This window comes from Halococcoides cellulosivorans, from assembly GCF_003058365.1.
Taxonomy (GTDB): domain Archaea; phylum Halobacteriota; class Halobacteria; order Halobacteriales; family Haloarculaceae; genus Halococcoides; species Halococcoides cellulosivorans.
The window spans coordinates 978,056-1,001,880 of record NZ_CP028858.1 but is presented as its reverse complement, the minus strand read 5'-3'; the positions used below and the strand labels follow the sequence as shown (position 1 = coordinate 1,001,880).

The 23,825-nt window shown below is 67.6% G+C and carries 21 protein-coding genes; 10 read left to right on the top strand and 11 right to left on the bottom strand.

The window, feature by feature from the left end:
• Window positions 1-18 precede the first annotated feature (18 nt).
• The 4 genes from HARCEL1_RS04795 to HARCEL1_RS04780 all read right to left on the bottom strand — a co-directional run bounded on the left by HARCEL1_RS04795 (window position 19) and on the right by HARCEL1_RS04780 (window position 5,181).
• The gene (locus tag HARCEL1_RS04795; protein WP_108381441.1) at window positions 19-1,398 is read right to left on the bottom strand and encodes a hypothetical protein; all 1,380 of its coding nucleotides are present in this window, start codon (window positions 1,396-1,398) and stop codon (window positions 19-21) included.
• Between the two features lie 293 nt (window positions 1,399-1,691).
• Window positions 1,692-3,065 (bottom strand): geranylgeranyl reductase family protein, encoded by a 1,374-nt coding sequence (locus HARCEL1_RS04790; protein ID WP_108381440.1) that lies wholly within the window; start codon window positions 3,063-3,065, stop codon window positions 1,692-1,694.
• Window positions 3,066-3,188: 123 nt separating this feature from the next.
• Entirely contained in the window at window positions 3,189-4,076 is an 888-nt protein-coding gene (locus HARCEL1_RS04785; protein WP_108381439.1) for a tetrahydrofolate dehydrogenase/cyclohydrolase catalytic domain-containing protein, read from the bottom strand.
• A gap of 37 nt (window positions 4,077-4,113) precedes the next feature.
• The gene (locus HARCEL1_RS04780) at window positions 4,114-5,181 is read right to left on the bottom strand and encodes a TrmB family transcriptional regulator (protein ID WP_159077023.1); all 1,068 of its coding nucleotides are present in this window, start codon (window positions 5,179-5,181) and stop codon (window positions 4,114-4,116) included.
• Between the two features lie 149 nt (window positions 5,182-5,330).
• On the opposite strand from HARCEL1_RS04780, the gene HARCEL1_RS04775 reads away from it, so the two are divergent.
• Window positions 5,331-6,578, top strand: coding sequence for a glycosyltransferase family 87 protein (locus HARCEL1_RS04775; RefSeq protein ID WP_108381437.1), 1,248 nt, complete (start codon window positions 5,331-5,333; stop codon window positions 6,576-6,578).
• Between the two features lie 29 nt (window positions 6,579-6,607).
• Here HARCEL1_RS04775 and hflX read toward each other — a convergent pair whose 3' ends face one another.
• On the bottom strand, window positions 6,608-7,918 hold the full coding sequence (gene hflX, locus HARCEL1_RS04770; RefSeq protein ID WP_233357408.1) for a GTPase HflX: 1,311 nt from the start codon (window positions 7,916-7,918) through the stop codon (window positions 6,608-6,610).
• 116 nt (window positions 7,919-8,034) lie between these two features.
• Between hflX and HARCEL1_RS04765 the strand changes: the two genes are divergently transcribed.
• Genes HARCEL1_RS04765 through HARCEL1_RS04755 form a run of 3 tightly spaced genes read left to right on the top strand, consistent with a single transcriptional unit; the run spans window position 8,035 to window position 11,865 of the window.
• Window positions 8,035-9,297: a Single-stranded DNA binding protein gene (locus HARCEL1_RS04765; RefSeq protein WP_108381435.1), complete on the top strand. Its 1,263-nt coding sequence runs from the start codon at window positions 8,035-8,037 to the stop codon at window positions 9,295-9,297.
• On the top strand, window positions 9,294-11,111 hold the full coding sequence (locus HARCEL1_RS04760) for a hypothetical protein (protein WP_108381434.1): 1,818 nt from the start codon (window positions 9,294-9,296) through the stop codon (window positions 11,109-11,111). The genes HARCEL1_RS04765 and HARCEL1_RS04760 overlap by 4 nt, the downstream gene beginning before the upstream one ends.
• 1 nt (window position 11,112) lies before the next feature.
• On the top strand, window positions 11,113-11,865 hold the full coding sequence (locus HARCEL1_RS04755) for a metallophosphoesterase (RefSeq protein ID WP_233357407.1): 753 nt from the start codon (window positions 11,113-11,115) through the stop codon (window positions 11,863-11,865).
• Window positions 11,866-12,121: 256 nt separating this feature from the next.
• Here HARCEL1_RS04755 and HARCEL1_RS04750 read toward each other — a convergent pair whose 3' ends face one another.
• Complete coding sequence (locus HARCEL1_RS04750; protein WP_108381432.1) at window positions 12,122-14,146, bottom strand: ABC transporter ATP-binding protein; 2,025 nt, start codon at window positions 14,144-14,146, stop codon at window positions 12,122-12,124.
• A 133-nt stretch (window positions 14,147-14,279) separates the two neighbouring features.
• On the opposite strand from HARCEL1_RS04750, the gene HARCEL1_RS13315 reads away from it, so the two are divergent.
• The 3 genes from HARCEL1_RS13315 (at window position 14,280) to HARCEL1_RS04735 (ending at window position 15,890) form a co-directional block, all read left to right on the top strand.
• Window positions 14,280-14,447: a hypothetical protein gene (locus tag HARCEL1_RS13315; RefSeq protein ID WP_159077022.1), complete on the top strand. Its 168-nt coding sequence runs from the start codon at window positions 14,280-14,282 to the stop codon at window positions 14,445-14,447.
• A gap of 174 nt (window positions 14,448-14,621) precedes the next feature.
• The gene (locus HARCEL1_RS04740) at window positions 14,622-15,002 is read left to right on the top strand and encodes a hypothetical protein (protein WP_108381430.1); all 381 of its coding nucleotides are present in this window, start codon (window positions 14,622-14,624) and stop codon (window positions 15,000-15,002) included.
• 45 nt (window positions 15,003-15,047) lie between these two features.
• A complete protein-coding gene (locus HARCEL1_RS04735) occupies window positions 15,048-15,890 on the top strand; it encodes a TatD family hydrolase (protein WP_108381429.1) in 843 nt (280 codons plus the stop codon).
• Between the two features lie 50 nt (window positions 15,891-15,940).
• On the opposite strand, the gene HARCEL1_RS04730 is transcribed toward HARCEL1_RS04735, so the two are convergent.
• Both HARCEL1_RS04730 and HARCEL1_RS04725 read right to left on the bottom strand, forming a co-directional pair.
• Window positions 15,941-16,501 carry a hypothetical protein gene (locus HARCEL1_RS04730; protein ID WP_108381428.1) on the bottom strand — a complete coding sequence of 187 codons (561 nt, stop codon included), beginning with the start codon at window positions 16,499-16,501 and terminating at the stop codon, window positions 15,941-15,943.
• Window positions 16,482-17,933 (bottom strand): response regulator, encoded by a 1,452-nt coding sequence (locus HARCEL1_RS04725; protein WP_108381427.1) that lies wholly within the window; start codon window positions 17,931-17,933, stop codon window positions 16,482-16,484. The genes HARCEL1_RS04730 and HARCEL1_RS04725 overlap by 20 nt, the downstream gene beginning before the upstream one ends.
• 131 nt (window positions 17,934-18,064) lie before the next feature.
• On the opposite strand from HARCEL1_RS04725, the gene eif1A reads away from it, so the two are divergent.
• Entirely contained in the window at window positions 18,065-18,349 is a 285-nt protein-coding gene (gene eif1A, locus HARCEL1_RS04720) for a translation initiation factor eIF-1A (protein WP_108384084.1), read from the top strand.
• A gap of 33 nt (window positions 18,350-18,382) precedes the next feature.
• On the opposite strand, the gene HARCEL1_RS04715 is transcribed toward eif1A, so the two are convergent.
• Window positions 18,383-18,706, bottom strand: a complete 324-nt coding sequence (locus HARCEL1_RS04715) for a hypothetical protein (RefSeq protein WP_108381426.1) — start codon at window positions 18,704-18,706, stop codon at window positions 18,383-18,385.
• A 169-nt stretch (window positions 18,707-18,875) separates the two neighbouring features.
• On the opposite strand from HARCEL1_RS04715, the gene HARCEL1_RS04710 reads away from it, so the two are divergent.
• Together HARCEL1_RS04710 and HARCEL1_RS04705 are read left to right on the top strand one after the other, a co-directional pair.
• Complete coding sequence (locus tag HARCEL1_RS04710) at window positions 18,876-20,750, top strand: sensor histidine kinase (protein WP_108381425.1); 1,875 nt, start codon at window positions 18,876-18,878, stop codon at window positions 20,748-20,750.
• Between the two features lie 170 nt (window positions 20,751-20,920).
• Window positions 20,921-21,178 (top strand): hypothetical protein, encoded by a 258-nt coding sequence (locus HARCEL1_RS04705; protein ID WP_108381424.1) that lies wholly within the window; start codon window positions 20,921-20,923, stop codon window positions 21,176-21,178.
• A 17-nt stretch (window positions 21,179-21,195) separates the two neighbouring features.
• Here HARCEL1_RS04705 and HARCEL1_RS04700 read toward each other — a convergent pair whose 3' ends face one another.
• Both HARCEL1_RS04700 and tgtA read right to left on the bottom strand, forming a co-directional pair.
• Window positions 21,196-22,260 carry a DNA-methyltransferase gene (locus HARCEL1_RS04700; protein ID WP_108381423.1) on the bottom strand — a complete coding sequence of 355 codons (1,065 nt, stop codon included), beginning with the start codon at window positions 22,258-22,260 and terminating at the stop codon, window positions 21,196-21,198.
• A gap of 78 nt (window positions 22,261-22,338) precedes the next feature.
• Window positions 22,339-23,793 carry a tRNA guanosine(15) transglycosylase TgtA gene (gene tgtA, locus HARCEL1_RS04695; protein WP_108381422.1) on the bottom strand — a complete coding sequence of 485 codons (1,455 nt, stop codon included), beginning with the start codon at window positions 23,791-23,793 and terminating at the stop codon, window positions 22,339-22,341.
• Window positions 23,794-23,825 lie beyond the last annotated feature (32 nt).

Genomic DNA, 23,825 nt, shown 5'->3' with positions numbered 1-23,825 from the left:
CGGATCGCGACGCGTGGCTCAGGCCATCGGATCGACGGTCGACTCGGTTCGAGAGCGGTATCGCACGCCGACGGCCACCACGACGAACGCGAGGCCCACGACCAGGACCCACAGCGACTGGGCGCTCACCTGACCGATCGTATCGAGGGCGAACGACTCGATCACGCCGCCGATCGGTTCGGGCAGCGCCGCCAGGCGGTCTGCGAGCAGCGATCGGCCGATCAGCGACCCGCCGACGGTGAGCACGCCCACGATCGTAAGCGTCACACCGGTGACGCCGGCGGTCCGGCCGATCGATCCCGTGAGCAAGAAGAGCAGGCCGATCGCAGCGATCGCGATGACGGGGAAGACGAACACCAGCACGTCGAGCAGTTGGACGGCGCTCGCGACGGTGTCGAGTTGGGAGCGTTGTTCGGCGGGCATCGACTCCGCGAGCGCCATCTCTGCGGGCAGTTGCGCCTGGAGGTCGGCGGCGACTCGATCCCCGACGGCGACGGCGAGGGTGTCCTGTGCCGCGGTCACCTGCGTGTCGAACGTGGCGTAGTCCATCTCGCCTGCGACCCCCTGCACGTAGGTGCCGCCCATCGCCGTCGCCGCCGCGGAGACGTTGTCCGCTTCGTCCGTCGAGACCGATCCGGCCAGGTCGTCGAGTCGTGACTGGACGCGACGATCGATCTCCTCGCCCCGAGTCTGTTCGACGCGCTGTTCGAGCGCCGCCCGAATCTCCGCGTCGTACTCGTCGAGCAGTCGCTGTTTCTCGGCGTCGGAGTAGGCCGTGGGATCGTAGTCGTCGATCACGAGCGCGAGCAGTTCGTCGGTTGTGACCTCGGCGTACAGTTCGTCGACCAGTTCATCGACCACGCGCTCTCGGATGTCAGCCCGCACCTCCGTCCGGACCGTCTCGTAGGAACTCGCGTTGTCGTCCAACCGCGCCAGATCGTCGCTGGTCACCGACGTCGATCCGGCGAAGCGCTCCTCGATCGAGCCCTCGGAGTAGTTCCGAACGAGCGCGATCGGGTCCTCCTCACGGACGCGCTGTTCGGCGGCCGCCGAGAGGTTCTCGATCAGCGGCGCGGTCTCGACCGTGAGCGTCAACTCCGCGCGATCACCGTGGAGGTACGCGTACACCTCCGAGACGAGCGCATCGGTCTGAGACGCGACGTAGCCCTCGACGACGCTCTCGACGCGGTCGTCGACGAACGCACTCTGCTGGTCGCCCACTCCGTCGAGCAACGACTCGGAGACGCTCGCGGTCACCTCACTGTCGGTCAGTCGATCGGCAACGAACTCGTCGTCGAGGACGGTCTGGTCGGCGGCCACCGTCGCGTTCGCCCCCAGGACCGACGCGAACAACAGGCCCGCGAGCAACACCGTCGCCACCGACCGCGCCAGACTCATACCCCGTCACCTCGGCGTGTCGTGATCTGACGTCCCATGGGAACAATCATCACTATTTTTCCCGCGACTCTGGGTTAATGCTTCGGTCCAGTTCTCACATACTATAACCGGTTGACTCGGATCCGAGTCCACTGTTCGACCGACAGGGGGCGGCCCGGAAGGTATCTTCGATTCGGAGTATCAATCGCGGTATCGGACCCGATCGATCGGCCGGTCGGGGCGGTCGCTGGAGCGTCGGAAACGGTCGCCTCACAACAGCGGTGAACAGACTCGACACGGCCCGATCGACCGACTCAGTACTTGGGCTCCGCGCCGACGAGATCGTAGTAGTCGTCCATGAAGGAATCGCGGCGGTCGAGCCAGGCGTGGTAGGCGTCGGGATCGGTCGGGTAGTCGTCGTAGATGGACTTGAGTTCGGACGCCCGGTCGTTGACCCGATAGACGTCACGCAGGGTGCCCCAGTGTCCGAGGGTCTTCACGAGGACCTTGAGTTTCAGGCCCAGGTTCATCGATGCCTCGCCTTTCTTCCCGATGACGTCGATCAACTGCTGGGCGGGCATCGCCGCGAGCAGATCGACCAGATCGTCGATATCGCGGGCCGTCCCGAAGATGTTGTACAGATCCATCGCGGCGAAGCGCTTTCCGAAGTCGGTCTGGACGCGGTGGTTGTACTCCCAGAGGCCGGCCTCGCTCACGTCGCCGTCGGCAATGGCAGACGCAGCGACCTCCCCCGCCCAGTGCCCGCCTTTCGCCGCACCGGGAATGCCGCCACCGGTCGTCGGATTGACGTGCGCGGCGGCGTCACCGACGGCGATATACCCCGGCGCGACCCCCGAGTCGTACGGGCGCCGCGTCGGAAGCGCAGCGCCGAGTTTGTCCTCGACGGTGGCGTTTTCGAACTCCGAGCGGTTCTGGACGTCCTCGCGGATCGCCCGGACGAGTTGCATCGGTTCCTCGGTCATCTGGAAGCCCACGCCGACGTTGATCTCCGTGGGGGTGCGCGGGAAATACCAGAGATAGCCGAGTTCCGCGGTGGGCTTGAACACGATGGCGTCCGACCACTCGACCGGTTCGTCGACGCTGATGACCTCACGATACGCCGAACAGAACTGCGAGTAGGTGACGTTCGTGTCGAAGGTCGCCTCGTCCAGATCCGCGACGTCCTGGAGCAAGGAGAGCGCCCCCGCCGCGTCGATGACCACGTCGGCCTCGTAGGTCGTCGGCGTCCCCTCGCTGACGGCCTCGACGCCCGTGACCTGGACGCCGTCCTGGATCACGTCGTTGACGACGGTGTCGTAGTGGATGTCGACACCGGCCTCGATCGTCTCTTCGAGGAGAATCTCGCCGTAGCGCTTGCGGTCGAGGACCGACCCCGCGACACCCCCGAAGTCGTAATCCAGCGTCTGGCCGGTCTTTGGCACCTCGAAGAGGGCGTGGGTGACGCCCTCGTTGGTGAACGCCTCGTCACGTAACCGCTGGCGGTCGATCACGTCGGGGAAGGTGTCCTGGCCTTTGATCGCGTCTCCACAGGCGATGTGGCCGGCCTCCGATTCGGACTTGCGTTCGAGGAGGACGACCGACGCGCCCGCCCGGGCGGCGGTCACAGCGGCGAACGTCCCTCCTGTCCCACCGCCGACGACGACGACGTCGTACCGTTCGGTCGGCATTGACCCACGGTTGTCCGGGCGCTCACAAAAACCTGCCGTGAAGCGGCGGTCTTCGCCACATTAAGCGCGCCCGCCGTGACTCAGCCCACGAGACGGACGGATGGCAGCCTCATCGACGGCGCCTCAGAGACCGTCGAACGCCAGATCGCGACGGAGGTGGGCGGCCTTGACCGTATTGTAGAGGAGCATGGCCCGCGTCATCGGGCCGACGCCACCGGGCACCGGCGTGATCGCGCTCGCGAGTTCGCTGGCGCTGTCGAAGGCGACGTCACCGACGAGTGTGCTACCATCCTCGGTCTCGACGCGATTGACGCCGACGTCGATCACGACAGAGTCCTCGGCCAGCATCGACCCGTCGACGAGTTCGGGCACGCCCGCGGCGGCGACGACGATGTCCGCACGGCCGGTGTGTGCGGCCAGGTCGTCGGTCCGGGAGTGACAGACCGTCACGGTCGCGTTCCCGCCCGCTGTTTTCTGGAGGAGCATGTTCGCGAGCGGCTTGCCGACGATGTTCGACCGGCCGACGATGACCACGTCGGCCCCTTCGGTCTCGACACCGGCGTGATCGAGGAGGTGCTGGACGCCGTGGGGCGTACAGGGCTTGTAGCGGGGATCACCGCGGACGAGCAGGCCGACGTTCTCGGGATGGAAGCCGTCGACGTCTTTCATCGGGTCGAGACGACGGATCACCTCGCTGTCCGCGACCTGATCGGGCGTGGGCATCTGGACGAGCACGCCGTCGACCTCGGGATCGCTGTTGAGGTCGTCGAGGGTGTCGAACAGGCGCTCGGCGGGCGCATCGGGATCGATCTCGACGTCGCGGGTCGCGATGCCGACTTCCTCGCAGTCGGACTGTTTCATCGAGACGTACGTCTCGCTGGCGGGATCGTCACTCATCAGGACGGTCGCGAGCGTCGGGGTCACACCTTCGGTCGCGAGGTCGTCGATACGGCCAGTCAGTCGGTCGCGCAGGTCGCTCGCGACGGCGTTGCCGTCGATGACGGTCGTCATACCGGATCACCGGTCGGCGGGCCCAAGAACGTCCCGATCAGGGCCAGTCGATCGACCTGATCTCGATCCGCATCGCCTCGTACGGTTCGACGATCGCGCCCCAGTCACCGACCGCGACGCGGTCACCGTCGACCTCGATTTCCAGAGTCGGGCCGGAGCCGTGAGCGGTCGGCGTCGTTCCGTCGGTGTCGGCCGCGCCCGGCACCGTGACGTCCGTGATCCGCCCGGTCAGCGTGGCCGCCTCGCCGGTCCGGGTGTTCGCGCCGTGGACTGTCGCTCGAACCGTCGCGCCGTCGGCCAGGATCGGGCGGAGTTCTCGAACACACCGGCCGAGGTTGACACAGATCCGGACGGCATCGTGAGCGCGCTCGAACGCTTGCGTCGCCGTCTCCCAGATCGCGACGGTGTAAAACCACCGGAAGATGAACGCGTGGCTCGGTGCGTCGACGATGATCCCGAACCGGTTCAGCGACATGTCGTGCGGGGCGAAACACGTGATCGTCCGATCGACCAGCGTGAGAAACGGCGTCGGATCGGGCCGGACACGAAGCGACGACGCCAGGCCGCCCGATTCGATCCGATCACGCAGACAGCAGCCCTCGGTCGGGGACACCACGACCATCACGTAGACGCCGCGATCGACGGCGGCCCCGAGCGCCCGGTCGAGGTGGTCGATCTGGTCGGCACTCGCCGCGACCATCACCTGACACTCGGCGTCGTCGATGGCGGCCTCGGCGTGATCGAGTACGGTCTGCTCGCGCTTGACGAAGTTGACCGAGTGGGATTCGACCGACGGCTCTTCCCAGCGGCGATCGATCTCGTCGGCGGCGGATTCGAACTGTGTGGCACGATCGCGGAGGTCAGACCGGATCCGTTCCGGACTGAACGCCCGGACGCGAAGCGAGTCCTGCTGGTAGGTCTCGACGTAGCCCTGTTGTTCGAGGTCCCGGAGCACGTCGTAGATCCGGGGATCGGGCACCTCGCTGTCGTTCGCGACGTCGGTCGCCGTCGCTGACCCGTGTTCGAGCACCGTGACGTACGCTTCGGCCTGGTACTGCGATAGGCCCGCATCTTCGAGGACCGCACTCAACGCGTCCCGATCCACCGCCGACACCTCCCTCGACGATCCGACTGTTCTCTCACCGGCCGCATTATGTCCTCTGGAGAGTCCAGTATCGGTTAAATGTTGCCTTCGTCTTGCGGTCTCGCGAGTCGGACCGTCAGCTTTCTTTGAGCGCCGTGCTCAGCCAGGGCATGGACCGGCGCCCGATCACGGATCGAGCGGTCGGGCCAGCGAACGGACGGCTGTGGGTCCGAATCGCACTCGTCGGGGGCCTCCTCGCGGGAGTAGGAAGTGTCCTCTCGCTCGTACTCGTCCGGCCCGACCAGATCGGCATCGCGACCGACGTCTACGCTCGCGCCGGGCGCGCACTCCTCGACGGCGAGGCCGTCTACGCGGTCCACCCGGTGGATCATCCCGGCTTTCGATTCCGGTATCCGCCCGTGATCGCCGTGCTGGCGACCGTCTACGGCGCGATCGGCCCGACCGGAGCCTTCCTCGTCCAGAGCGGCGTGAACGTGTTGGCCCTGCTCACCCTGGCCTGGCTCGTCGACGACCGGCTGCCACCGCTCCCGGCGACCGACCGGGCGCTGGCCGGACTCACGATCCTCGTCGCCGGGCCCGTCGCGAGCGCGCTCGTGATGGGACAGCTCTCGCCGCTGATCGCTCTCAGCGCCGTCGGTGGCTGTCTCGTGGCTCTCAGCGGCCGGCCACGACGCGCAGGACTTGGCCTGGGACTGGCCGCGTTCGTCAAAGTGTATCCGGCGGGTGCGTGGGCGTGGCTGGCCGCCAAGCGGTCCTGGCGCGCGCTCGCGGTCGCCGTGCTCGTCGTCGCCGGCGGGTGGCTCGCCAGCCTCGCGATCGGCGTCGACCTGACCCAGGCGTACGTCACGACCGTCCTGCTCGACGAATCATCGACGGCGGCGTTCGCGGACGGCCCGTCGCTCTGGCCGGGGGCAGTCACGCTCATGCGCCCGCTCGCGGCGCTCGGCGTCCGTGGGACGGGCCTCTGGATCGGCGCACTCGCGATCGTCGCCCCGCCCGTACTGGCGTGTTACCGACACCTCGACGATCCGGTCGGCGTCGAGACGGCGCTGCTCGCCACCGTCGTCGGCTTGCTCGCGGTCGTCCCGCTCGAATCGTTTTATTTCACACTCGCCGTCCCTGTGCTCGTCCTCGTCGCCGTCCGCATCGAGGACCACCCGGCGATCCGTCCGCTCGCGGTTGGCACACTCCTCGTCTGGCTCGCGGTCCCGCCGGGCCCGCTGGCCGCTCTCGCGACCAGCCTCCCTGGCGCACTCGGCGGACTTACCCAGTGGGTGGCCGAGAGCGTCTTGCGACGCATCCAGGCTCCGCTCGTGGGGTCGTTGCTCGTGCTCGGGGCCTGTGTCTGGGCCAATCACGATTTGGCGGGCGAAAACAGCGAGACCGAGACGGCCTGATGCGCGCCCGGAACGTCACGGCCCGCGGGTCAGACCGACCCAGGCGCGGGCAGCGACTGGACTTTCGATCGCGCGCGCTCGATGGTCGCGGGCTTGGCCTCGAACTCCACGACGGCCTGCTCGCCGTACTCCACGTCGGTCACGTGGGCGTTGTCGTGGATCCAGGAGATGACGCTCATCGAATCGTCCGACAGCGGCACGACGATCCGTTCTTCGACGAGGTCCGGCAAGCGGTCGTCGATCGCATCCGTGAGCGCCGCGACGCCGTCGCCGGTCCGCGCGCTGACGGCGACCGGATCGGGCGCGAGCGCCGACAGCGCCGCGCGCTTGCGGTCGAGGTCCGCGTCGTCGATCAGATCGGTCTTGTTGAGCACCGTCAAGATCGGCGCTTCGTTGCGCTCGGAGAGCGTGTCGTGGGCGGTGACGAGTTTCTCGTGGATCGCGTCGACCGACTCGCTCACGTCGACGACGAGCAAGACCAGATCGGCCCGATACACCGAGTCGAGCGTCGAGCGGAACGACTCGACCAGCCAGTGAGGCAACGACGAGATGAACCCGACCGTGTCGGTGACGAGCACGTCACGCCGGTCGATGTCGGCCCGCCGCGTCGTCGTCTCCAGGGTCGTGAACAGTCGGTCCTCGGAGGCCGCCGTCTCGGGCAGATCGGGGTGTTTCTCGGCGTTCTCCTCGACGGCGTGATCGACGGCGAGACGGCGCAATAGCGTCGATTTCCCGGCGTTGGTGTAGCCCGCGAGTGCGACGAGATCGAACCCCGACTCGCGGCGGGTCTCGCGGCGGCGCTTCGCGTCGTCCTGGACGGAGTCGAGTTCGTCACGAATGCGCGAAATGCGGGCCTTGATGTCGCGTTCGCGGGACTCGTCGTACTCGCCCAGCCCCATGAACCCGGGCCGTTCCTCGCGTTTGGCCAGACTGGCTTTGGCCTCCGCGCGCGGGAGTTCGTAGCGCAACTCCGCGAGTTCGACCTGGAGCTGTGCGGGTCGGGTCGTCGCGCGCTGGCCGAAGATTTCGAGGATCAACCGAAAGCGATCGAGGATCTCGGCGCCCTCGGGGAGTTTGTTCCCGAGGTTGAACGTCTGGTAGGGGCCGAGCTGGTTGTCGAAGATGACGATCCCCGCGTCGGTGGCCGCCACGCAGCGGGCGATCTCGTCGGCTTTCCCCTCGCCGACGTGAAAGGCGGGATCCTCGGTACGGGTCTGCGTGATCGTCGCGACCGGGTGATAGCCCGCCGACTGGGCCAGCTGTTCGATCTCGTCGGTGGTGGCGGTGCCCTCGTCGACGCGTTTGACGATCACCGCGCGATCGGCTGTGTGCTCCGTCACTCCTCGAACAGTACGGCCGGGATCCATTTGAACGTTCGCCGGCGGTCGGTGTCCGCTCCCGGCGGTGGCATCTGACACGGCGGTTATTTGAGCGTGGCCCCGTAATCGCCGCCAAGATGGATCTCGAAGCCGAAGCGCGGGACCTGGCCGACGGGCTCGACGCCGATCAGGCGGCGATCGAGCAGGATCTGGAGAACCTGATCTCTTACAGCGTCCCGCTCGACGAGGCCAAACAGAGTCTGCGACGCAAGTACGGCAGCGGCGACCGGTCGGGCGCGCCCGAACCGGTGTCGATCGACGACGTCTCTCCAGAGGACGGTTCGGTCACCGTCTCGGGTGTGATCCTCCGGATCGGGAAGCGATCGATCCGCTACCAGGGCGAGGATCAGGTGATCCGCGAGGGCCAGATCGCCGACGAGACCGGGCGCATCGCCTTTACCGCGTGGGACGACATCGGCCTCACGGCCGGCGATGCGGTCGAACTCGGCAACGCGGGCGTCCGCGAGTGGGAGGGTGAGCCCGAACTCAACGTCGGCGAGTCCACGCAGGTCTCCGCGATCGATCCGATCGACGTCCCCTACGACGTGGGCGGCGAGGCCGATCTGGTCGACCTCGAACCCGGCGACCGTGGCGTGATCGTCGAGGCCCGCGTCGAGGAGTGCGAGCGCCGCACGATCGACGGGCGCGACGGCGAGACCGAGATTCTGAGTGGCGTGCTCGCCGACGAGACCGCCCGCCTCCCCTTTACCGACTGGGACCCACACGACGCGATCGGCGAGGGCGAAACGGTGAGAGTGACGGACGTGTTCGTCCGGGAGTTCCGGGGCGCACCGTCGGTCAACGTCTCGGAGTACGCGACCGTCGAGACCGCGTCCGGCGTCACGCCGATCGAGGACGCGCCCGAGCGAACGCTGCGCGAGGCCCGCGCCTCGGGCGGCCAGTTCGACGTCGCGGTGATCGGGCACGTCCTCGAACTCAGGGACGGATCGGGCCTGATCGAACGCTGCCCCGACTGCAATCGCGTGATCCAGTCGGGCCAGTGTCGCGAACACGGCGCGGTCGAGGGCGTCGACGACCTCCGGGTCCGGGCGGTCTTCGACGACGGCACCGACAGCGCGACGGTCGTGCTCGACAGCGATCTCACCGAGCGGGTGTACGGCGGCGACGTCGAGGACGCCAAAGACGCCGCCCGCGAGGCGATGGACCAGTCGGTCGTCGCAGAGCATATCGCCCAACGGATCGTCGGCCGGGAGTATCGCGTTCGCGGAACGCTGAGCGTCGACGAGTACGGCGTGACGCTCACCGCCGACGAACTCACCGAGAACGACGCCGATCCGGCGGCGCTCGCTCGGGCCGCCCTCCAGGAGGTGGGCACATGAGCGCCGACGACGGGCCGGGCCGCCGCGAGGTCGGCGTCCGCGTGTTCGCCCGGGAGTTCGACGACGCGACCCTGTCGTATTCCGAGAGCGACGAAGAGCGCGCGCCCACGTACGTCGCGCTCCCGACCGGGGCCCGCGCCAATCGCGTGTTCGTCGTGGGCGTGCTCACGTCGGTCGAATCGGTCAGCGACGGCGTGCTCCGCGGGCGCATCGCGGACCCGACGGGCGCGTTCGTCTGTTATGCCGGTCAGTACCAGCCCGAAGCCCAGCGCGTTCTCGAACGCACCGACCCGCCGGCGTTCGTCGCGCTCACGGGGAAGGCCCGCACGTTCGAACCCGAGGACAGCGACGCGATCTACTCGTCGATCCGGCCGGAGACGATCACCGCCGTCGACGCCGCGACGCGCGATCGATGGGTCGTCCAGACCGCCGCCGCGACGCTCGACCGGTGCCGGGTCGCCAGCGACGCGCTCGACTCGGGCCACGAGGGCTCGGCGTTGACCGAGTGGCTCGTCGAGCGCGGCGTGGACCGCGCGCTCGCGGCGGGTCTGCCGCGGGCGATCGCCCACTACGATCTGGGCGCGGGCTATCTCCAGGCGACCGCCGATCTCGCGATCGACGCGCTGGGCGTCGTCGCAGGCGATCGCGACGCCGTCGAGGGTCACAGTCTCGCGCCCGACACGCCCGGCGATCGCGTCACGATCCCGACGATCGACACGCCGCTCGCCGTCGGTGGGTTCACCACGCCGCGGTACGCGGTCGACGCGAGCCCCGACGACATCCTGCCGGCGGACGCGGCCAACGACGCTCCGAGTACGGCGGACGCGCCCGACGACGCTCCGAGTGCGGCGGACACAGCGGACGAAAGCGCCGGGAGCGCCGATCCCGAAGACGTCGATTCGGCGGGCGCGGTGACCGCGGACGCTGACTCCGAGGAGACCAGCCAGACGGCAGACCCCACGACCGCGAGCGAGGCCACCGACGAGGACGCCGTCGCGGTCCAGGCGACGGGAGGCGGGACGGTGGAGGCCAGCGATGAGGTGACCGGTGCGGACGACACGAGCACGCAAGCGGAGCCCGCAAGCGAGGACAGCGTTGACGCCACCGACGACGTGATCGAGGGCGATGCTGGCGACACGACAGGCGAGGGCGATGCTGGCGATGCGACGGCCGACGCGACCCCGGGCGACGGCGACGCCAGCGAGGCCGTCGCGGAGGACGGCCCCGAGTTCGACCTCGACGACGAGACCCGCGAGTCGATCGAATCGGAGTACGGTACCGAGTTCACGACCGGGACCGAAGTCGACGACCCCGGCGAAGCGGACATCGAGACGCCCGATCCCGAGGAGCTCGCGGCCGCCGAGGACGCGGCCGAGATGGGCGACACCGCGTCTGTGGCCGACCCCGCGGCGAGCACCGAGAGCGACGCAGTCCACGAGAGCGCGGCCGAGACGAGCGAGGCCGCGCCGGCGGCCGATCCCGTCGACAACGCCAGCGACGACAACGCGGTCGACCCCACTGAGGACGCCCCGTCGAGTGCCGACACCGAGGAATCGAGCGACGACGCGAGTGCCGACGACGCAGGCGCGGACGAACCGGCCGACGAAACGGAGAGCGACGTCGACCTCGACACCGCCGTCCTGGAGGCGATGGCCGAGCGCGACGACGGCGACGGCGTCGATCGCACGGCGCTGATCGAGCAGGTTGCCGACGAAGCGGGCGTCGACGCGGCTGCGGTCGACGACGCCATCGAGGACGCGCTGATGAGTGGGCAGTGTTACGAGCCCAACGAGGGCACGCTCAAGCCGATCTGACGTGCTCGATCCGATCCCCGACGCGCCTGCCGCGATCTGGGACGGCCCCGAGCGCGTCCTCGTCGTCGCTGACGTCCACGCCGGGATCGAAGCCGAGCACCGCCGCGAGGGCGTCGAGTTGCCAAACGGCAGTGCAGATCGTCGAGAGCGGTTGGTGGGGCTGATCGACGCCCACGACCCCGACCGCCTCGTCGTCGCGGGCGATCTGGGCACGACGATCGGTCGGCCGACGGGCGCGGAGCGCGAGGAAATCGTCGCGTTGCTCGCAGCCGCGACCGAGCGCGTGCCCGTGACGGTCGTGCCCGGGAACCACGACGGCGATCTGGCGGCGATCGTCGAGAGCGACGAGGGCGAGAATGGTCTCACCATCACACCCGCGAGCGGCGCGCAATTTGGTGAGCTAAGCGTCTGTCACGGCCACACCTGGCCCGACGGATCCCTGCTCGCCGGCGAGACGATCGTCCTCGGGCACGAACACCCGCGGGTTCGCCTGACCGACACCGTCGGTGGCGGACGCACGGAGCGGGTCTGGCTGCGCGGCCGACTCGACACAGAACCGCTGCGCGACCAGGGCTACGAGATCGCGACACCGCCGCGAGTCGTCGTCCTGCCGGCGTTCAACGACCGCTCGGGTGGGCACCCGTTGAACGTCCCCGATCGATCCTTTCTCTCGCCACTGCTGGACGCTGCGCTCGTCGATCCCGAAGCGTTCCTGCTCGACGGGACACGACTCGGGCCGCTCGACGGCATCTGAGCGGCGACGGGACACGGCCGGCGTCGCGCCGGTCAGTCGTCTCCGTCCCTGGCGGTCCGGTCAGTCGTCTCCGTCCCTGGCGGTCCGGTCAGTCGTCTCCGTCCCTGGCGGTCCGGTCAGTCGTCTCCGTCCCTGGCGGTCCGGTCAGTCGTCTCCGTCCCTGGCGGTCCGGTCAGTCGTCTCCGTCCCTGGCGGTCCGGTCAGTCGTCTCCGTCCCTGGCGGTCCGGTCAGTCGTCTCCGTCCCTGGCGGTCCGGTCAGTCGTCTCCCTCTTCGACGGTCGCCCGGCGGTCGCGAGCACGCTCGACGAACGCGTCGGGCAGATCGTCGATCTCACCCGCCTGGACGGCCCAGAGACTCGCATAGAGGCCGTCGGTCGCCACCAACTCGTCGTGAGTGCCGCGCTCGACGATCTGACCGTCTTCGAGGACGACGATCTGATCGGCGTCCCGGACCGTCGAGAGGCGATGGGCGATGACGAACGTCGTGCGATCGGCGGTCAGCCGATTCAGCGAGCGCTGAATCAACATCTCGGTCTCGGTGTCGACGTCACTGGTCGCCTCGTCGAGCACGAGGATCGGCGGGTCCGCGAGGATCGCTCGCGCGAGGACGATGCGCTGGCGCTGGCCGCCCGAGAGTTTGACGCCGCGCTCCCCGACCTGGGTGTCGTAACCCTCGTCCAGATTCGAGACGAACGCGTGCGCCTCGGCGGCCCGCGCGGCGTCGCGGATCGCCTCGTCGGTCGCCTCGGGCGTGCCGTACGAAATGTTCTCCCGGACCGTACCGTCGAACAGATAGGGGTCCTGGCCGACGTAGCCGACGGCCTGACGGAGACTCCGGACCGAGACATCGCGGACGTCCTGGCCATCGATGGTGATTGCGCCCCGATCGACGTCGTACAGTCGAACCAACAGCGAGAGGAGCGTCGACTTGCCCGCGCCGGTCGGGCCGACCACGCCGACGGTCGCGCCGCCCGACGCCGAAACGGAGACGTCACGCAGGACTGGTTCGACGGCCGAGTCGTCGCCAGCCGTGGCCGCGGCGTCCCCGTCGGCCGCGTCTCCTTCGGCGCTGGCATCTGTCCCCGACCCGCCGGTGAGCGGCGTCGCATCGCTCCGATCGTAGCCGAACGTGACGCCATCGTAGCTGACGCGTCCGTCGGTGACGTCGAGCGGGGGCGCGTCGTCGGGCTCGTCGATTCTGGTCGGATAGTCCATCAGGCCGAATATCCGCTCGGCGGACGCGTACGCGCGCTGGTACATATTGATGATCTGTCCGAACTGCGCCATCGGCCAGATGAACCGCTGACTGAGCAGGATGAACACGACGAACTCACCCTCAGAGAGCGTTCCCGTCAGGATCCAGGGGCCCTCCCCGGAGTACACCCACAGGCCACCGACGAGGAAGGTCACGACGAAGCCGACCCCCGAGAGCACGCGCAGACCCGGGAAAAATCGGATGCGCGTCTCGATGGCCTCCCAGTTGGCGTCGAGATACTCGCCCGAGGAGTCCTCGACGCGGGCCGACTCCTCGGGTTCGGTCGTCGCGCTCTTGATGACGCGGATCCCCGCGAGGTTGTTCTCGATGCGGGAGTTGAGGTGGCCGACCGTCGAGCGCACGGCGGCGTATTTGGGCTGGATCGTCTGGACGAATCGGTAGGTAAACGCGGCGATCAGCGGGACGACGACGAGCGTCAACAGGGCGAGTTGCCAGTTGTAGACGAACAGGATGACGGCGATGGCGACGACCATCACTGCCAGGCGGAACGCGGAGTTGAGGCCGTCGTTCAGAAACCGTTCCAGTCGGTTGACGTCGTTCGAGAGCACCGAGAGCAGTTCGCCGGTCTGTCGGTCGACGAAAAACCCCATCTCGAGGTCCTGCATCCGATCGTAAGTGTCGGTCCGCACCGCGTGCTGGATGCGCTGGGCGAACATGTTCCAGCCCCAGTTGCGCGCCCAGTGAAACCCCGCCGCGAACAGAAAGGCCCCCGCGATGATGCCCGCCGAGAGCAGGACCTGCTGGGGTGGCTCGGGGGCGATCCGATAGAGGGGGATCGGTCCGAGCGCGAACGGTCGATCCTGCCGAAAGGTCGCGTCGATGGCGATGCCCAGCAAGACCGGCGGGAGCAGATCCAGCAGGCGCGCGACGACACTCGCGATCACCCCGACGATAAAGGGCCAGCGGTTCTCCCGACCGTAGGTCCCGAAGAGGCGCCGCATGGGCGACTCGACGGGGTCACGAACGTCGTCGAGTGCGCCGTCGTCGCCGGCGTCGATGTCCACACGGTGGCGACGGTCGCACGCTCAAAAAGCCCGTCGCCACCGAGGTTACGCGAGGTGCGCGACGATGTCGACGAGCCACCCGGCGAAGCCGACGAGACCCTCGTGGAGTTTCGGTGGCGACCGGTGTTCAACGATGTCGACGACGATATGCGTCCACACCGCCCACAGCAACGGTCGCCGCAATCGCGACCAGGAGATCGAGTTGATGGAGCCAGCGGGGCCCGTCGATGACGAGTGCGAGCGCGTCGAACCCGTCGATCGCCACACCAGCCAGCCCACACAGCCCGAAGACAGCAAGTGATAGAGCGCACGCACGAACAGATCCAGCATTCACACGCTCATGGATCGGGGGCAGGGGCATAGCTCTCGTGGCCGATCCGGCCGACGGGCCCCCAGCGCCACGGCCCCGGAGTCGATCGCCACGCCCGGTGGCGATTCGCGAGGTTTTATACCGGCGCGCGCCGCCCCCACCCGTATGTGCGACGCGTCCGGGGATCCGTTCGCCAGCGTCGCCCGTCCGGAGCGCCACTTCGCCGGCGGCAGCGTCGAATACGTCGGCGAGACGGTGTTCGCGCTCCGGCCGGCCGACCCGGTCGACGATCTCGACGGCGTCGTCACCGACACGCTCGGCACCGAGCGGTACGTCGCGGGCGACTGGTTCGACCTGCCCGCAACCGTCTATTTCGTCCACGACACCGTCACGGGCGACGTGCTCCGGGTCGGCGTCCGGGCCGATCGAATCGACCTCCACGCACTCCCCGACACCGGCGTCGCGACGCTCCGTGCGCTCACCGAGCGGATCGATCGGACCGCGGAGACGGCGTTCGACGTCGAACCGATCGCGACACCCGAGTGACCGACCCAGCGGTCCCTTTTTGATCGGTGGGCTGCCAGCATCGACATGGACGATCTCGCGCCGATCCTCGACGATCACCTGCATCTCGATCCGAACAACCGCGGCGTCGAGGCCGCCGAGGCCTTCGCCGACGCGGGCGGTAGTCACCTCCTGGTCGTCAACAAGCCCTCCTGGATGCTGGAGGCAGTCGCGACCGACGAGGACATCTTCCAGGAGGTGTTCTCGACGACGACCGCGCTGGTCGACCGCGCGAGCGACCGCCTGCCCGGGCGGGCCTGGCCCGTCCTCGGCGTCCACCCCGCGCTGATCTCGAAACTCGACGAGGAGGGGTACGAACCCGACGAGGCCGCCGATCTGATGTGTGCCGGTCTCGACATCGCCGCCGACTACGTGTCGAGTGGCCCCGCACTCGCGATCAAATCGGGTCGCCCCCACTACGAGGTCGACGAGGCGGTGCTGGAAGCCTCGAATCGCGTCATGGACCACGCCTTCGAACTCGCGAGCGAGGTCGGCTGTGCAGTGCAACTCCACACCGAGGGCGGCGAGGAGTTCACCGACGTGGCCGAACGCGCCGAAGCCCGGGGATTGGCCCGCGAGCGTGTCGTGAAACACTATGCGGGCGGCCGGCTGGAAGGGCCCACGCCGAGCGTGATCAGCCACAAAGACGACCTCGAACTCGCCGTCGAGACCGGGGCCCCGTTCATGATGGAGACTGACTTTCTGGACGACCCCGATCGACCCGGTGCGGTGCTCGGCCCACAGACCGTCCCCTCACGTGTGCGGTGGATGGCCGACAACGACTGGACCGAGGCGATCGAACGCGCCCACGTCGAGACGCCCGCCCGTGTCTACGGCATCGACACCGACGCGACGTATTCGCGAGCCTGAATAGAGACGGAGTCGTGTGGCTGAAACGAGACGGAGTCGGGTGGCTGAGCCTAGACGCCGTGTGAGCGGAGGATCCGGTCGTAGTAGCCCACCATCACGTCGTGGGCCAATCGCCAGTGGTGATCGGAGCGCATGTCGTGGAGTTCGACGGCGAGCAGATATCTGGTCGCCGTCGGGCCGAACCCAGACTGTCCGTGGCGGGGTTTGTCGGGGTACGGGGCCTGAAGCGCGGTCTGGACTTCGTGGGCCTGCGCCCGCATCATCGGCGTCCAGTAGTCACCACCGATCTTGTGATTGCGCCAGGCGATCGTGCTGAGTTCGGCGTACGCGGAATCGATGCCGGCGACCTCCGCGCGGCGCTGAAACGCCCGCTCGACCGGCGTCCAGTCGGCGTCGACGAGAGCGTCGGGATCGACGGTCTCGCCGGCGATCGTGTCCTCGACCGAATCTTTCGCCCAGAGCGCGTCGACGTAGGCCGTCGCCGCCTGCTCGGCGGTCGCGGCGTCGAGATGGTCGAACTGATACCGGTCGACGGCGGCGAACGCGTCGATCGCGGCCTCTCGATTCCGTCGATCGTGGGCCTGAAAGCCCTCACAGATCTTCCGCGCCATCACCGTCGCCCGTTCGGTTCGATCGGTCTGGGTGGGAGTCATGATTTGAGTTGGTTGCGGATTCGACACCGGTAATTTCGAATCGCGCACCGCCAAGCGAGCCCTCGGTGACCGACGCGGTCCAGCCGTGGGCGCGAGCGATGCGGTCGACGATCGCGAGTCCCAACCCGTTCCCGTCGCGTCGATCGGACCACCCTGTCTCGAAGATCCGATCGCGGACCGCAGCGTCGATACCTGGACCGTCGTCTTCGACGAAAAACGACCGGTCGTCGTCACCGACCCTGACGGTCGCGTCCGTCGATCCGTGTTCGACGGCGTTCCGAAAGAGATTCGCGAGGAGTTGTTTGAGCCGCCCTTCGTCCGCGTCGACAGTCATTGCGGCGTCTCGATCGAGCGTGGCCTCGGCCGTAGGGGTCGTCTCCCAGGCCGCGGCCGCGATCTCGGAGACGTCGACGACCTCACGGCTGGTGACCAGCGAATCACCGCGCGCGTACGCCAGAAGGTCTTCGATCAAGCCGTCCATCTCTCGGAGCGAGCGATCGATGCGCTCGATCGATTCGTCCTCGATGGCCTCCGCGTCGAGCAGTTCCAGCGTGTCCTGGGCCACGCGGAGTGGGTTCCGCAGGTCGTGGGCGACGATCCCCTCGATCTGCTCGGCCCCACACTGGATGCGCTGGTCGGTGACGTCCCGGCTGTTCACGACGAATCCGTCGACATCGGGGTCGTCGAGCAAGTTTCGACCACGGGATTCGAGGTGGATCAGCCGCCCGTCTGAACGTTCGAGGCGGAACTCGACGGTCGTTCGCGCCCCGGGGTCGTCGACCGCCCCAGCGAACTTCTCGATGGCGCGCTGTCTGTCGTCCGGATGCGCGTACTCGAAGGCCAGCGTCCCTTCCAGGTCGTCGGGCGTGTAGCCGAGGATCCGCTCTGAGGACGGCGAGACGTATCGGAAGGTGCCGTCGGCGTCCAGAATCGAGATCACGTCCGTCGAGTGTTCGAGCAGTTTACTGAATCGGCGGCGCGTCTCGTCGAGGGCCCGTTCGGCGCGGTACTGGTCGACGACGTTCTGAATCCGATTCGCCAGCAGCGTGTACTTGTCCGTCCCCGGTCCTTTCTGGAGGTAATCGCTCACGCCGGCCGAGATGGCGTCGCTCGCGACGGCCTCCGAGCCCTTCCCCGTGAAGAGGATAAAGGGTAACTCGGGGGAATCCTCCCGCACGGTTTCGAGGAACTCCAGCCCGTCGATGCCGGGCATGTCGTAGTCGCTGACGATACAGTCGATACACTCGTCGTCCAACCGGTCGAGTCCCGCGCGGGCGTCCGTCTCCGTCAGCACCTCGAACCGATCGCTCTCGCGGACCAGGAATTCCGACGCGAGAGCGGTCATCTCGGGGTCGTCGTCGACGTGCAACACACGGATTCCGTCACTCATCTATGGCCCTCGACTGGCCGGTTCATATCGCACCCACTAAAGGGTTCTCTCAAAATTATAGCCAACGATAATTATAGTAAGGGCCGGGTACCGACCGCACGCCTTAATCCGCCGGGGCCCGAGGAGTGGATGTGAGCGAAGACACCGGGCGCCGGAATCTCCGGATGCCCAACGACGACGAGATGTTCGCCGTGGTCACACGGCACGACGGGGGCAATCACGTCCGCGTCCAGTGTGAGGACGGTGAGTCCCGCATGGGGCGCATCCCCGGACGGATGAAGTATCGTACCTGGATCGAGGAGGGCGACGTGGTGCTGGTCGACCCCTGGGACTGGCAGGACTCGAAAGCCGACATCGAGTGGCGCTACGACAACCAGGACGCCGAACAGTTGCGCGAAGAAGGACACATCGACTGATCGGGTTTCGGTCCGCAGCGTTTGTTCTGTGCTTTAGAACTGATAGCGGCGGTCGTCGTCGGTCGCCGCCAGAGGATCGTCGGCCCCGAACTCCGAGCCGAAGGTCTGGCCGGCGAGATACTCGTCGTAAGTCACGTCGTACTCGCTTCGCAGGTGGAAATCCAGTCGGCCCGTGTCGACGATGCGCTGGAAGAGCTGGTGGACGGCGCGTTCGACGATCGAATCGGTCGGAGTACCGAGCGCGGTCTCCAACATCGCGAGTTCCATGCGCGTCTCACGATCGAGCGAGACCGTCGTCTCCTCGCTGACTCCGGCATAGGTCGATTCCACATCCTCCGTGAGTTCGTCGAGAGTCATACCGACCGAACGGCGGGCCGACCCATCGGGGTTTCGGTGCGCGACCGACCGGTCCGCGAGTCAGATCGAGACACGGCGCTGGGGACGATCCATCGGGTGGCGGCGAGAATCGACCACGGATATTAATGACCCCCTCGCCGTAGTATGATCAACAGGTGTCGGGGCGCACATGACCGAGCAGTCTGGATCGGCGACGGAGTCGGATCGGACGGAGCCTCGCGACCGCCCGGACCACCCGCCCCCGCTGGGGGTGCGGGCCCGTCGAATGTTCGTCCCGGACGTCATCCGGACGAATCTGACGGTCAAACTCCTGCTCGTCCTGGTGGCGGTCTGGCTCGTCGTCGCGGCCGTCGTCACACTCGGGTCCGTGAGTTTCGTCGACGCCGCCGGCGAGAACCGCGTCGACGCGATCAGCGAGCAGTCCGCTCTGGAATCCGCACTCGTGACGTCGTGGGTCGACGCGGGTGTGAGCCAGACGCGACTGGCGAGCCAGCACACCCGCGTTCCGTCGAGTCGCGACGACATGCGGACGTACCTCCAGTCGATCAACGAGTCCGAGTCCGTCTACGCCGTCTACTACGCCGATCTGGAGAGTTCGCGGGTCATCACGAGTACAGACAGCGCAGTCGACGACAGCGAGTTGCGCGAGGTCGACGCCGCGTGGGGTGATCCCCTCCAGACGGCGGCCGGTGGGGCCGACGACGACTTCGTCGCCGTCGCGTCCCGGTCGATCGGTAGCTACGACCGTCCGACGCTGCCCTTTGTCAGTCGGATCGGCAACACGAGTCGCGGGCTGATCGTCGTCAGGGACGCGACGACGCTTCAGCGCCAACTCGCGAGCGGTGGCGACACCCGAATCGTCACCGCGGGGGGATCACCCGTGTTCGCCCCGGACAGCGCCCGCGTCAACACCTCGACCGCCGCGTTCGACACCGCCCAGCGCGGCATCGCCAGCGGCTACACCGAGAACGGCGTGATCGTCCAGTACACGCCCGTCGACGGGACGGACTGGATCGCCGTGACGACCGCCCCCTATGGAACGCCGATGGTGGGGTCGGCAGTCGCCAACTGGGCGATCACGCTGATCGCGCTGTTGGTCAGCCTGATCGGGACCGGCCTGCTGGTCGGCCGATCGATCACCCACCCCATCAATCGGCTCACCGAGGACATCGATCGCCTCGGCGTCGAAGACCTCACCTTCGACGGGTGGAGCTATCGAGACGACGAAATCGGCGGCGCGTTCGCCGCGCTCCGGGCGAAACAGCGGACGCTCACCTCCGAGTTCGACGAGACCGAACGCATTCGCCGCGAGATCGAGACCTCACGGCAGGAACTCAAACGCCAGAACGCCCGCCTCGATCAGTTCGCGTCGACGCTGAGCCACGACCTGCGAAACCCGCTCGCGATCGCACGCGGGCACACCGAACTCCTGGAGATGAAACTCGACGCCACGGAGTACGACGAGCACCTCGACAAACTGGGCGATGCCCACGAGCGCATCGACTCGATCATCAACGACGTGCTCACGCTGACCCGCGAGGGTGAGTCCGTCGAAGAGACCGAGTCGGTCAAACTCGAAGCGATCGCCCGGGAGGCCTGGGACAACGTCGACTCGGGCGCGGCGACGTTCGAGGTCGCAGAAAGCCGGACGATCGAGGTCGATCCGAGTCGCCTTCAGCGCGCACTCGAAAACCTCCTTCGGAACTCCATCGACCACGTCGGTGAGGAGGCCACCGTCACGGTCGGACTCACACGGGACGGCTTTTTCGTCCAGGACGACGGCCCGGGCATCCCCGACGAGATGATGGACACCGTCTTCGAGTACGGCCACACCACCAGCGACGACGGGACCGGTCTGGGGCTGTCGATCGTCAAGACCATCGCTGAGGCCCACGGCTGGACGGTCTGGGTCGACGGGACCTACGAGGACGGCGCCCGGTTCGTCTTCTCGGAGGTCTTCGAGAACGAGCAGGTCCCCTTCACCGAGACGGAGTTCACCTGGGCTGGATCGCTCCGCTCCGGACCCGACGACGGCGTCCGGTGAGGGGCCGTTCCAGACCGGGAAAGGGACCCATTCCAGATCGGTGGATGAGGGAGGGAAGCCGTTCCAGACCGGGAAAGTGACCCATTCCAGATCGATAAGGAGGCCATTCCAGACAGGTGAGATGTGAGCGTGTCCTTATTGTGGCGTAGTGCAAAGAACACAATGAACCGATGTCCGATGACTGTTCGATTTCGACCATTGAGCGGGACTTGCTGTGCTGTCTGGAGGACATCGACGAGCCGTTCACGGTGAAAGACGCACTCGCTCACCTCAGAGACCGCCACGAGGAGTTCATCGACCGGCACCGATCCGCGCGTCACCGCCCCTGGATGCACACCACGTTGAACGAGTTGGTCTCGGCAGGAATGCTGTCACGACTCGAACGCGAGAGTCGCGTGCTCTATTCGATCGACCGCGTCTGTCTCTGATCGACCGGTCAGAGCGGTCAGTCCTCGATCGGCGCGTGGGTACTCCGATAGCCCGTCGGCGTCGCCCTGACCGTCTCGATCGATCGGAGGACGATCCGGCGTGACTGTTTCGATCGCACGCTGATCTCGTGGGTTTCGGCGTCGTAAGGCACCGACTCGCCCGCGTCCCGGGCCCGTTCGACCGCCGCGCGATGGTCCGCGAGGCGACGGCGGGCGATCCGTTCGGAGACCGCCGGGGCGTCCGCGACGCGATCCGCGACGGTCGCCAGCAGGCCCGGATCGCTGTCGACGCCGATCGAGTTCCGGGCCGCCGCCATCGCCGCGAGCGTCGTCGTCCCCGTGCCCACGAACGGGTCGAGCACCGTGTCGCCGTGGACGCTGAACATCGCGATCAGCCGGTACGGAATCGCGAGTGGGTAGGCCGCCGATCGATCGCGCGTCCCGCCGTTCGGGGCTGGGTCCGCACCGGCGTCCGCGAGCGCCTGATCGACGCCACGCACGTCGGTCCAGACGTCCGAAAACCACCGATTCCGTTCCTCCCAGAAGTACGCCGCCTCGTAGCGCCGGTCGGCGCCGGGGTCGATCGATCGGGGCTGGTCGCCGTACCGAAAGACGAGGACGTGTTCGTGTTCGAGCGTGACGTAGGCGTTCGGCGGGACCATCCCCGAACCCATGAACTTCGCGGCGGAGTTGGTCGGCTTCCGCCAGAGGATTTCGGGCAACGGCGTGAATCCACGCTCGGTCATCGCTCGGGTGATCCGAGAGTGGTTGGCATACCGCTGGTACGACCCGTCGATCGAGCGGGTCGCGTCACCGACGACGACACAGACGATCCCGCCGTCGGTGAGGACGCGAGCGAGTTCGTCCCACGCCCGATCGAGGTGGGCGTGCATCGCCTCGAAGGCACGATCACCGTCGCCCGCTTCGAGTGCGTCGGCCACCGTGGCGTCCATCGCCGCGAACGCGTCGTCCCACATCTCGATCATCGGATACGGCGGCGAGGTGACGACCAACTCCACCGTGTCGTCGGGGACACAGAGCGAACGGGCGTCGCCAGCGACGACCCGATGGGTTGTCTCCATCCGCCCGAGACCCGGGCGCGGGCAGGCAAAGCCGTGACGATCCAGTGGTGAACCTCCCGCCTGCACGACGGAGACTCGTCAATCGGCAGACTCGACGAGACCCGGACAGTCCGCGAGGACGGCTTCGGGCCAACCGTCGTGAACGACGCGTTCGGGCGGTGGGTCCAACCGCTCGATCCCCGCGACAGCGGCCTGGAGGGCATCGCGATCACGACGCTCGGGCAGTTCGGCCGTCAGCGGGTAGGTGTCGCGGAGATCCGTCGGGACCGGGCCGAACGGTGGCCGGATCGGCCAGACCGTCGCCGCGTCGCTCGTCTCGACGCCCGCGACCGCCTCGTCGACCAGCACGAGCGAGTCCGGTGGGTCCAGCCGTTCGAGACGGTCGTGGTGGCGCGTGACTTCGGGCCGGCGGGCACTCTCCGCGGAACAATAGAAGAAGGTGTCTTTCGAGACGGGATCGTGGGCCTCCAGGGCCGCGCTTGCGTCGAGCAAGCGACGATAGCCGTCGAGGACGGCGGGATGACCGCGCGCTCGCGTCTCGACGAGTTCGAGTAGACGCCCCCGGTGGATCGCCTGTCGAACCCGGCGCATCTCTTCGAGGCTGACGTGGAGGTTGTGCCGGGCGAGAGCGCGTTCGCGCCGATCGGAGTCGGCGTCGCGGAGCGTCGTCGGATCGGTATCGACACAGACCGGGCACGAACAGGGCAACTCTCGCAACTCGTCGAGCGGCGTCGTCGCGCGCACCGTGAGATACCGGTCGTCACGGGCATAGCGGGCGTACGCCGCCGAGTCGAACAGATCGCAGCCGACCGCCGCCGCGAGTGCGAACATCATCGGGTGGCCCGCGCCGAACAGGTGGACGGGCATCGCGGGGCCGAGACCGCGTTTGGCCGCGAGGACCGTCTCGATCACCGTCGCGTAGCGGTACTCTCGAAGGAGCGGGACGACCGCGCCGACGGGCGCGACGTCGAGGCCACTCGCTGCGGCCACCGCGCCCGACTGCTCGCGCAGGTCCGGGAACGTACTCCCCTGGACGGGCGCGTTGACGAGCGCGTCGCCCAGGTCCAGGTCGGCGGCGCGCTCGATCCGCTCGGTCGTCACCGCGAGGTCGTCGGCGGCCCGCTCGCGAGGTACGTCGGGCGGCGTCGGCACGTCGAGTGGCGTGACGACGTCCGCGCCGATCGCGGCCTGAAACTCCAGGATCTCCTCGTTCGAGACGTCGACCGAGCCGTATTCCGAGAGCTGAAAAGAACCCGAATCCGTCACGATCGGGCCGTCGAACCCGAGCACCTCGTGAATGCCTTCGGAGCGGGCCCGATCGCGGTACTCGTCGCTCGTGTAGACGATGTAACCGTTGGTGATCAGCAGTTGGGCACCGAATGCGTCGAGTTCGCCAGGCGGGATCGAGTCGAGATGGGGGTTCACGACCGGCATCAGCGCCGGTGTCCGAACGGTCGTCTCTCGGCCCGGAATCGAAAACTCGCCCAGCCGCCCCGCCGCGTCGTGACGGCGGATCTCGAAGCCCTCAGTCATGCCCGAGCGACGTCGTGGACCGCGGTAAGCGT

What these genes read in the sequence shown, in the direction of transcription:
- HARCEL1_RS04725 (WP_108381427.1), bottom strand. Translation starts at nt 17,933, where the DNA reads ATGAGTGACGGAATCCGTGTGTTGCACGTCGACGACGACCCCGAGATG.
- HARCEL1_RS04700 (WP_108381423.1), bottom strand. Translation starts at nt 22,260, where the DNA reads ATGGAGACAACCCATCGGGTCGTCGCTGGCGACGCCCGTTCGCTCTGT.
- HARCEL1_RS04785 (WP_108381439.1), bottom strand. Translation starts at nt 4,076, where the DNA reads ATGACGACCGTCATCGACGGCAACGCCGTCGCGAGCGACCTGCGCGAC.
- HARCEL1_RS04740 (WP_108381430.1), top strand. Translation starts at nt 14,622, where the DNA reads ATGTGCGACGCGTCCGGGGATCCGTTCGCCAGCGTCGCCCGTCCGGAG.
- HARCEL1_RS04760 (WP_108381434.1), top strand. Translation starts at nt 9,294, where the DNA reads ATGAGCGCCGACGACGGGCCGGGCCGCCGCGAGGTCGGCGTCCGCGTG.
- HARCEL1_RS04735 (WP_108381429.1), top strand. Translation starts at nt 15,048, where the DNA reads ATGGACGATCTCGCGCCGATCCTCGACGATCACCTGCATCTCGATCCG.
- HARCEL1_RS04790 (WP_108381440.1), bottom strand. Translation starts at nt 3,065, where the DNA reads ATGCCGACCGAACGGTACGACGTCGTCGTCGTCGGCGGTGGGACAGGA.
- HARCEL1_RS04795 (WP_108381441.1), bottom strand. Translation starts at nt 1,398, where the DNA reads ATGAGTCTGGCGCGGTCGGTGGCGACGGTGTTGCTCGCGGGCCTGTTG.
- HARCEL1_RS04705 (WP_108381424.1), top strand. Translation starts at nt 20,921, where the DNA reads ATGTCCGATGACTGTTCGATTTCGACCATTGAGCGGGACTTGCTGTGC.
- HARCEL1_RS04765 (WP_108381435.1), top strand. Translation starts at nt 8,035, where the DNA reads ATGGATCTCGAAGCCGAAGCGCGGGACCTGGCCGACGGGCTCGACGCC.
- tgtA (WP_108381422.1), bottom strand. Translation starts at nt 23,793, where the DNA reads ATGACTGAGGGCTTCGAGATCCGCCGTCACGACGCGGCGGGGCGGCTG.
- HARCEL1_RS04710 (WP_108381425.1), top strand. Translation starts at nt 18,876, where the DNA reads ATGACCGAGCAGTCTGGATCGGCGACGGAGTCGGATCGGACGGAGCCT.
- HARCEL1_RS04715 (WP_108381426.1), bottom strand. Translation starts at nt 18,706, where the DNA reads ATGACTCTCGACGAACTCACGGAGGATGTGGAATCGACCTATGCCGGA.
- HARCEL1_RS13315 (WP_159077022.1), top strand. Translation starts at nt 14,280, where the DNA reads ATGTCGACGACGATATGCGTCCACACCGCCCACAGCAACGGTCGCCGC.
- HARCEL1_RS04730 (WP_108381428.1), bottom strand. Translation starts at nt 16,501, where the DNA reads ATGGCGCGGAAGATCTGTGAGGGCTTTCAGGCCCACGATCGACGGAAT.
- HARCEL1_RS04775 (WP_108381437.1), top strand. Translation starts at nt 5,331, where the DNA reads ATGGACCGGCGCCCGATCACGGATCGAGCGGTCGGGCCAGCGAACGGA.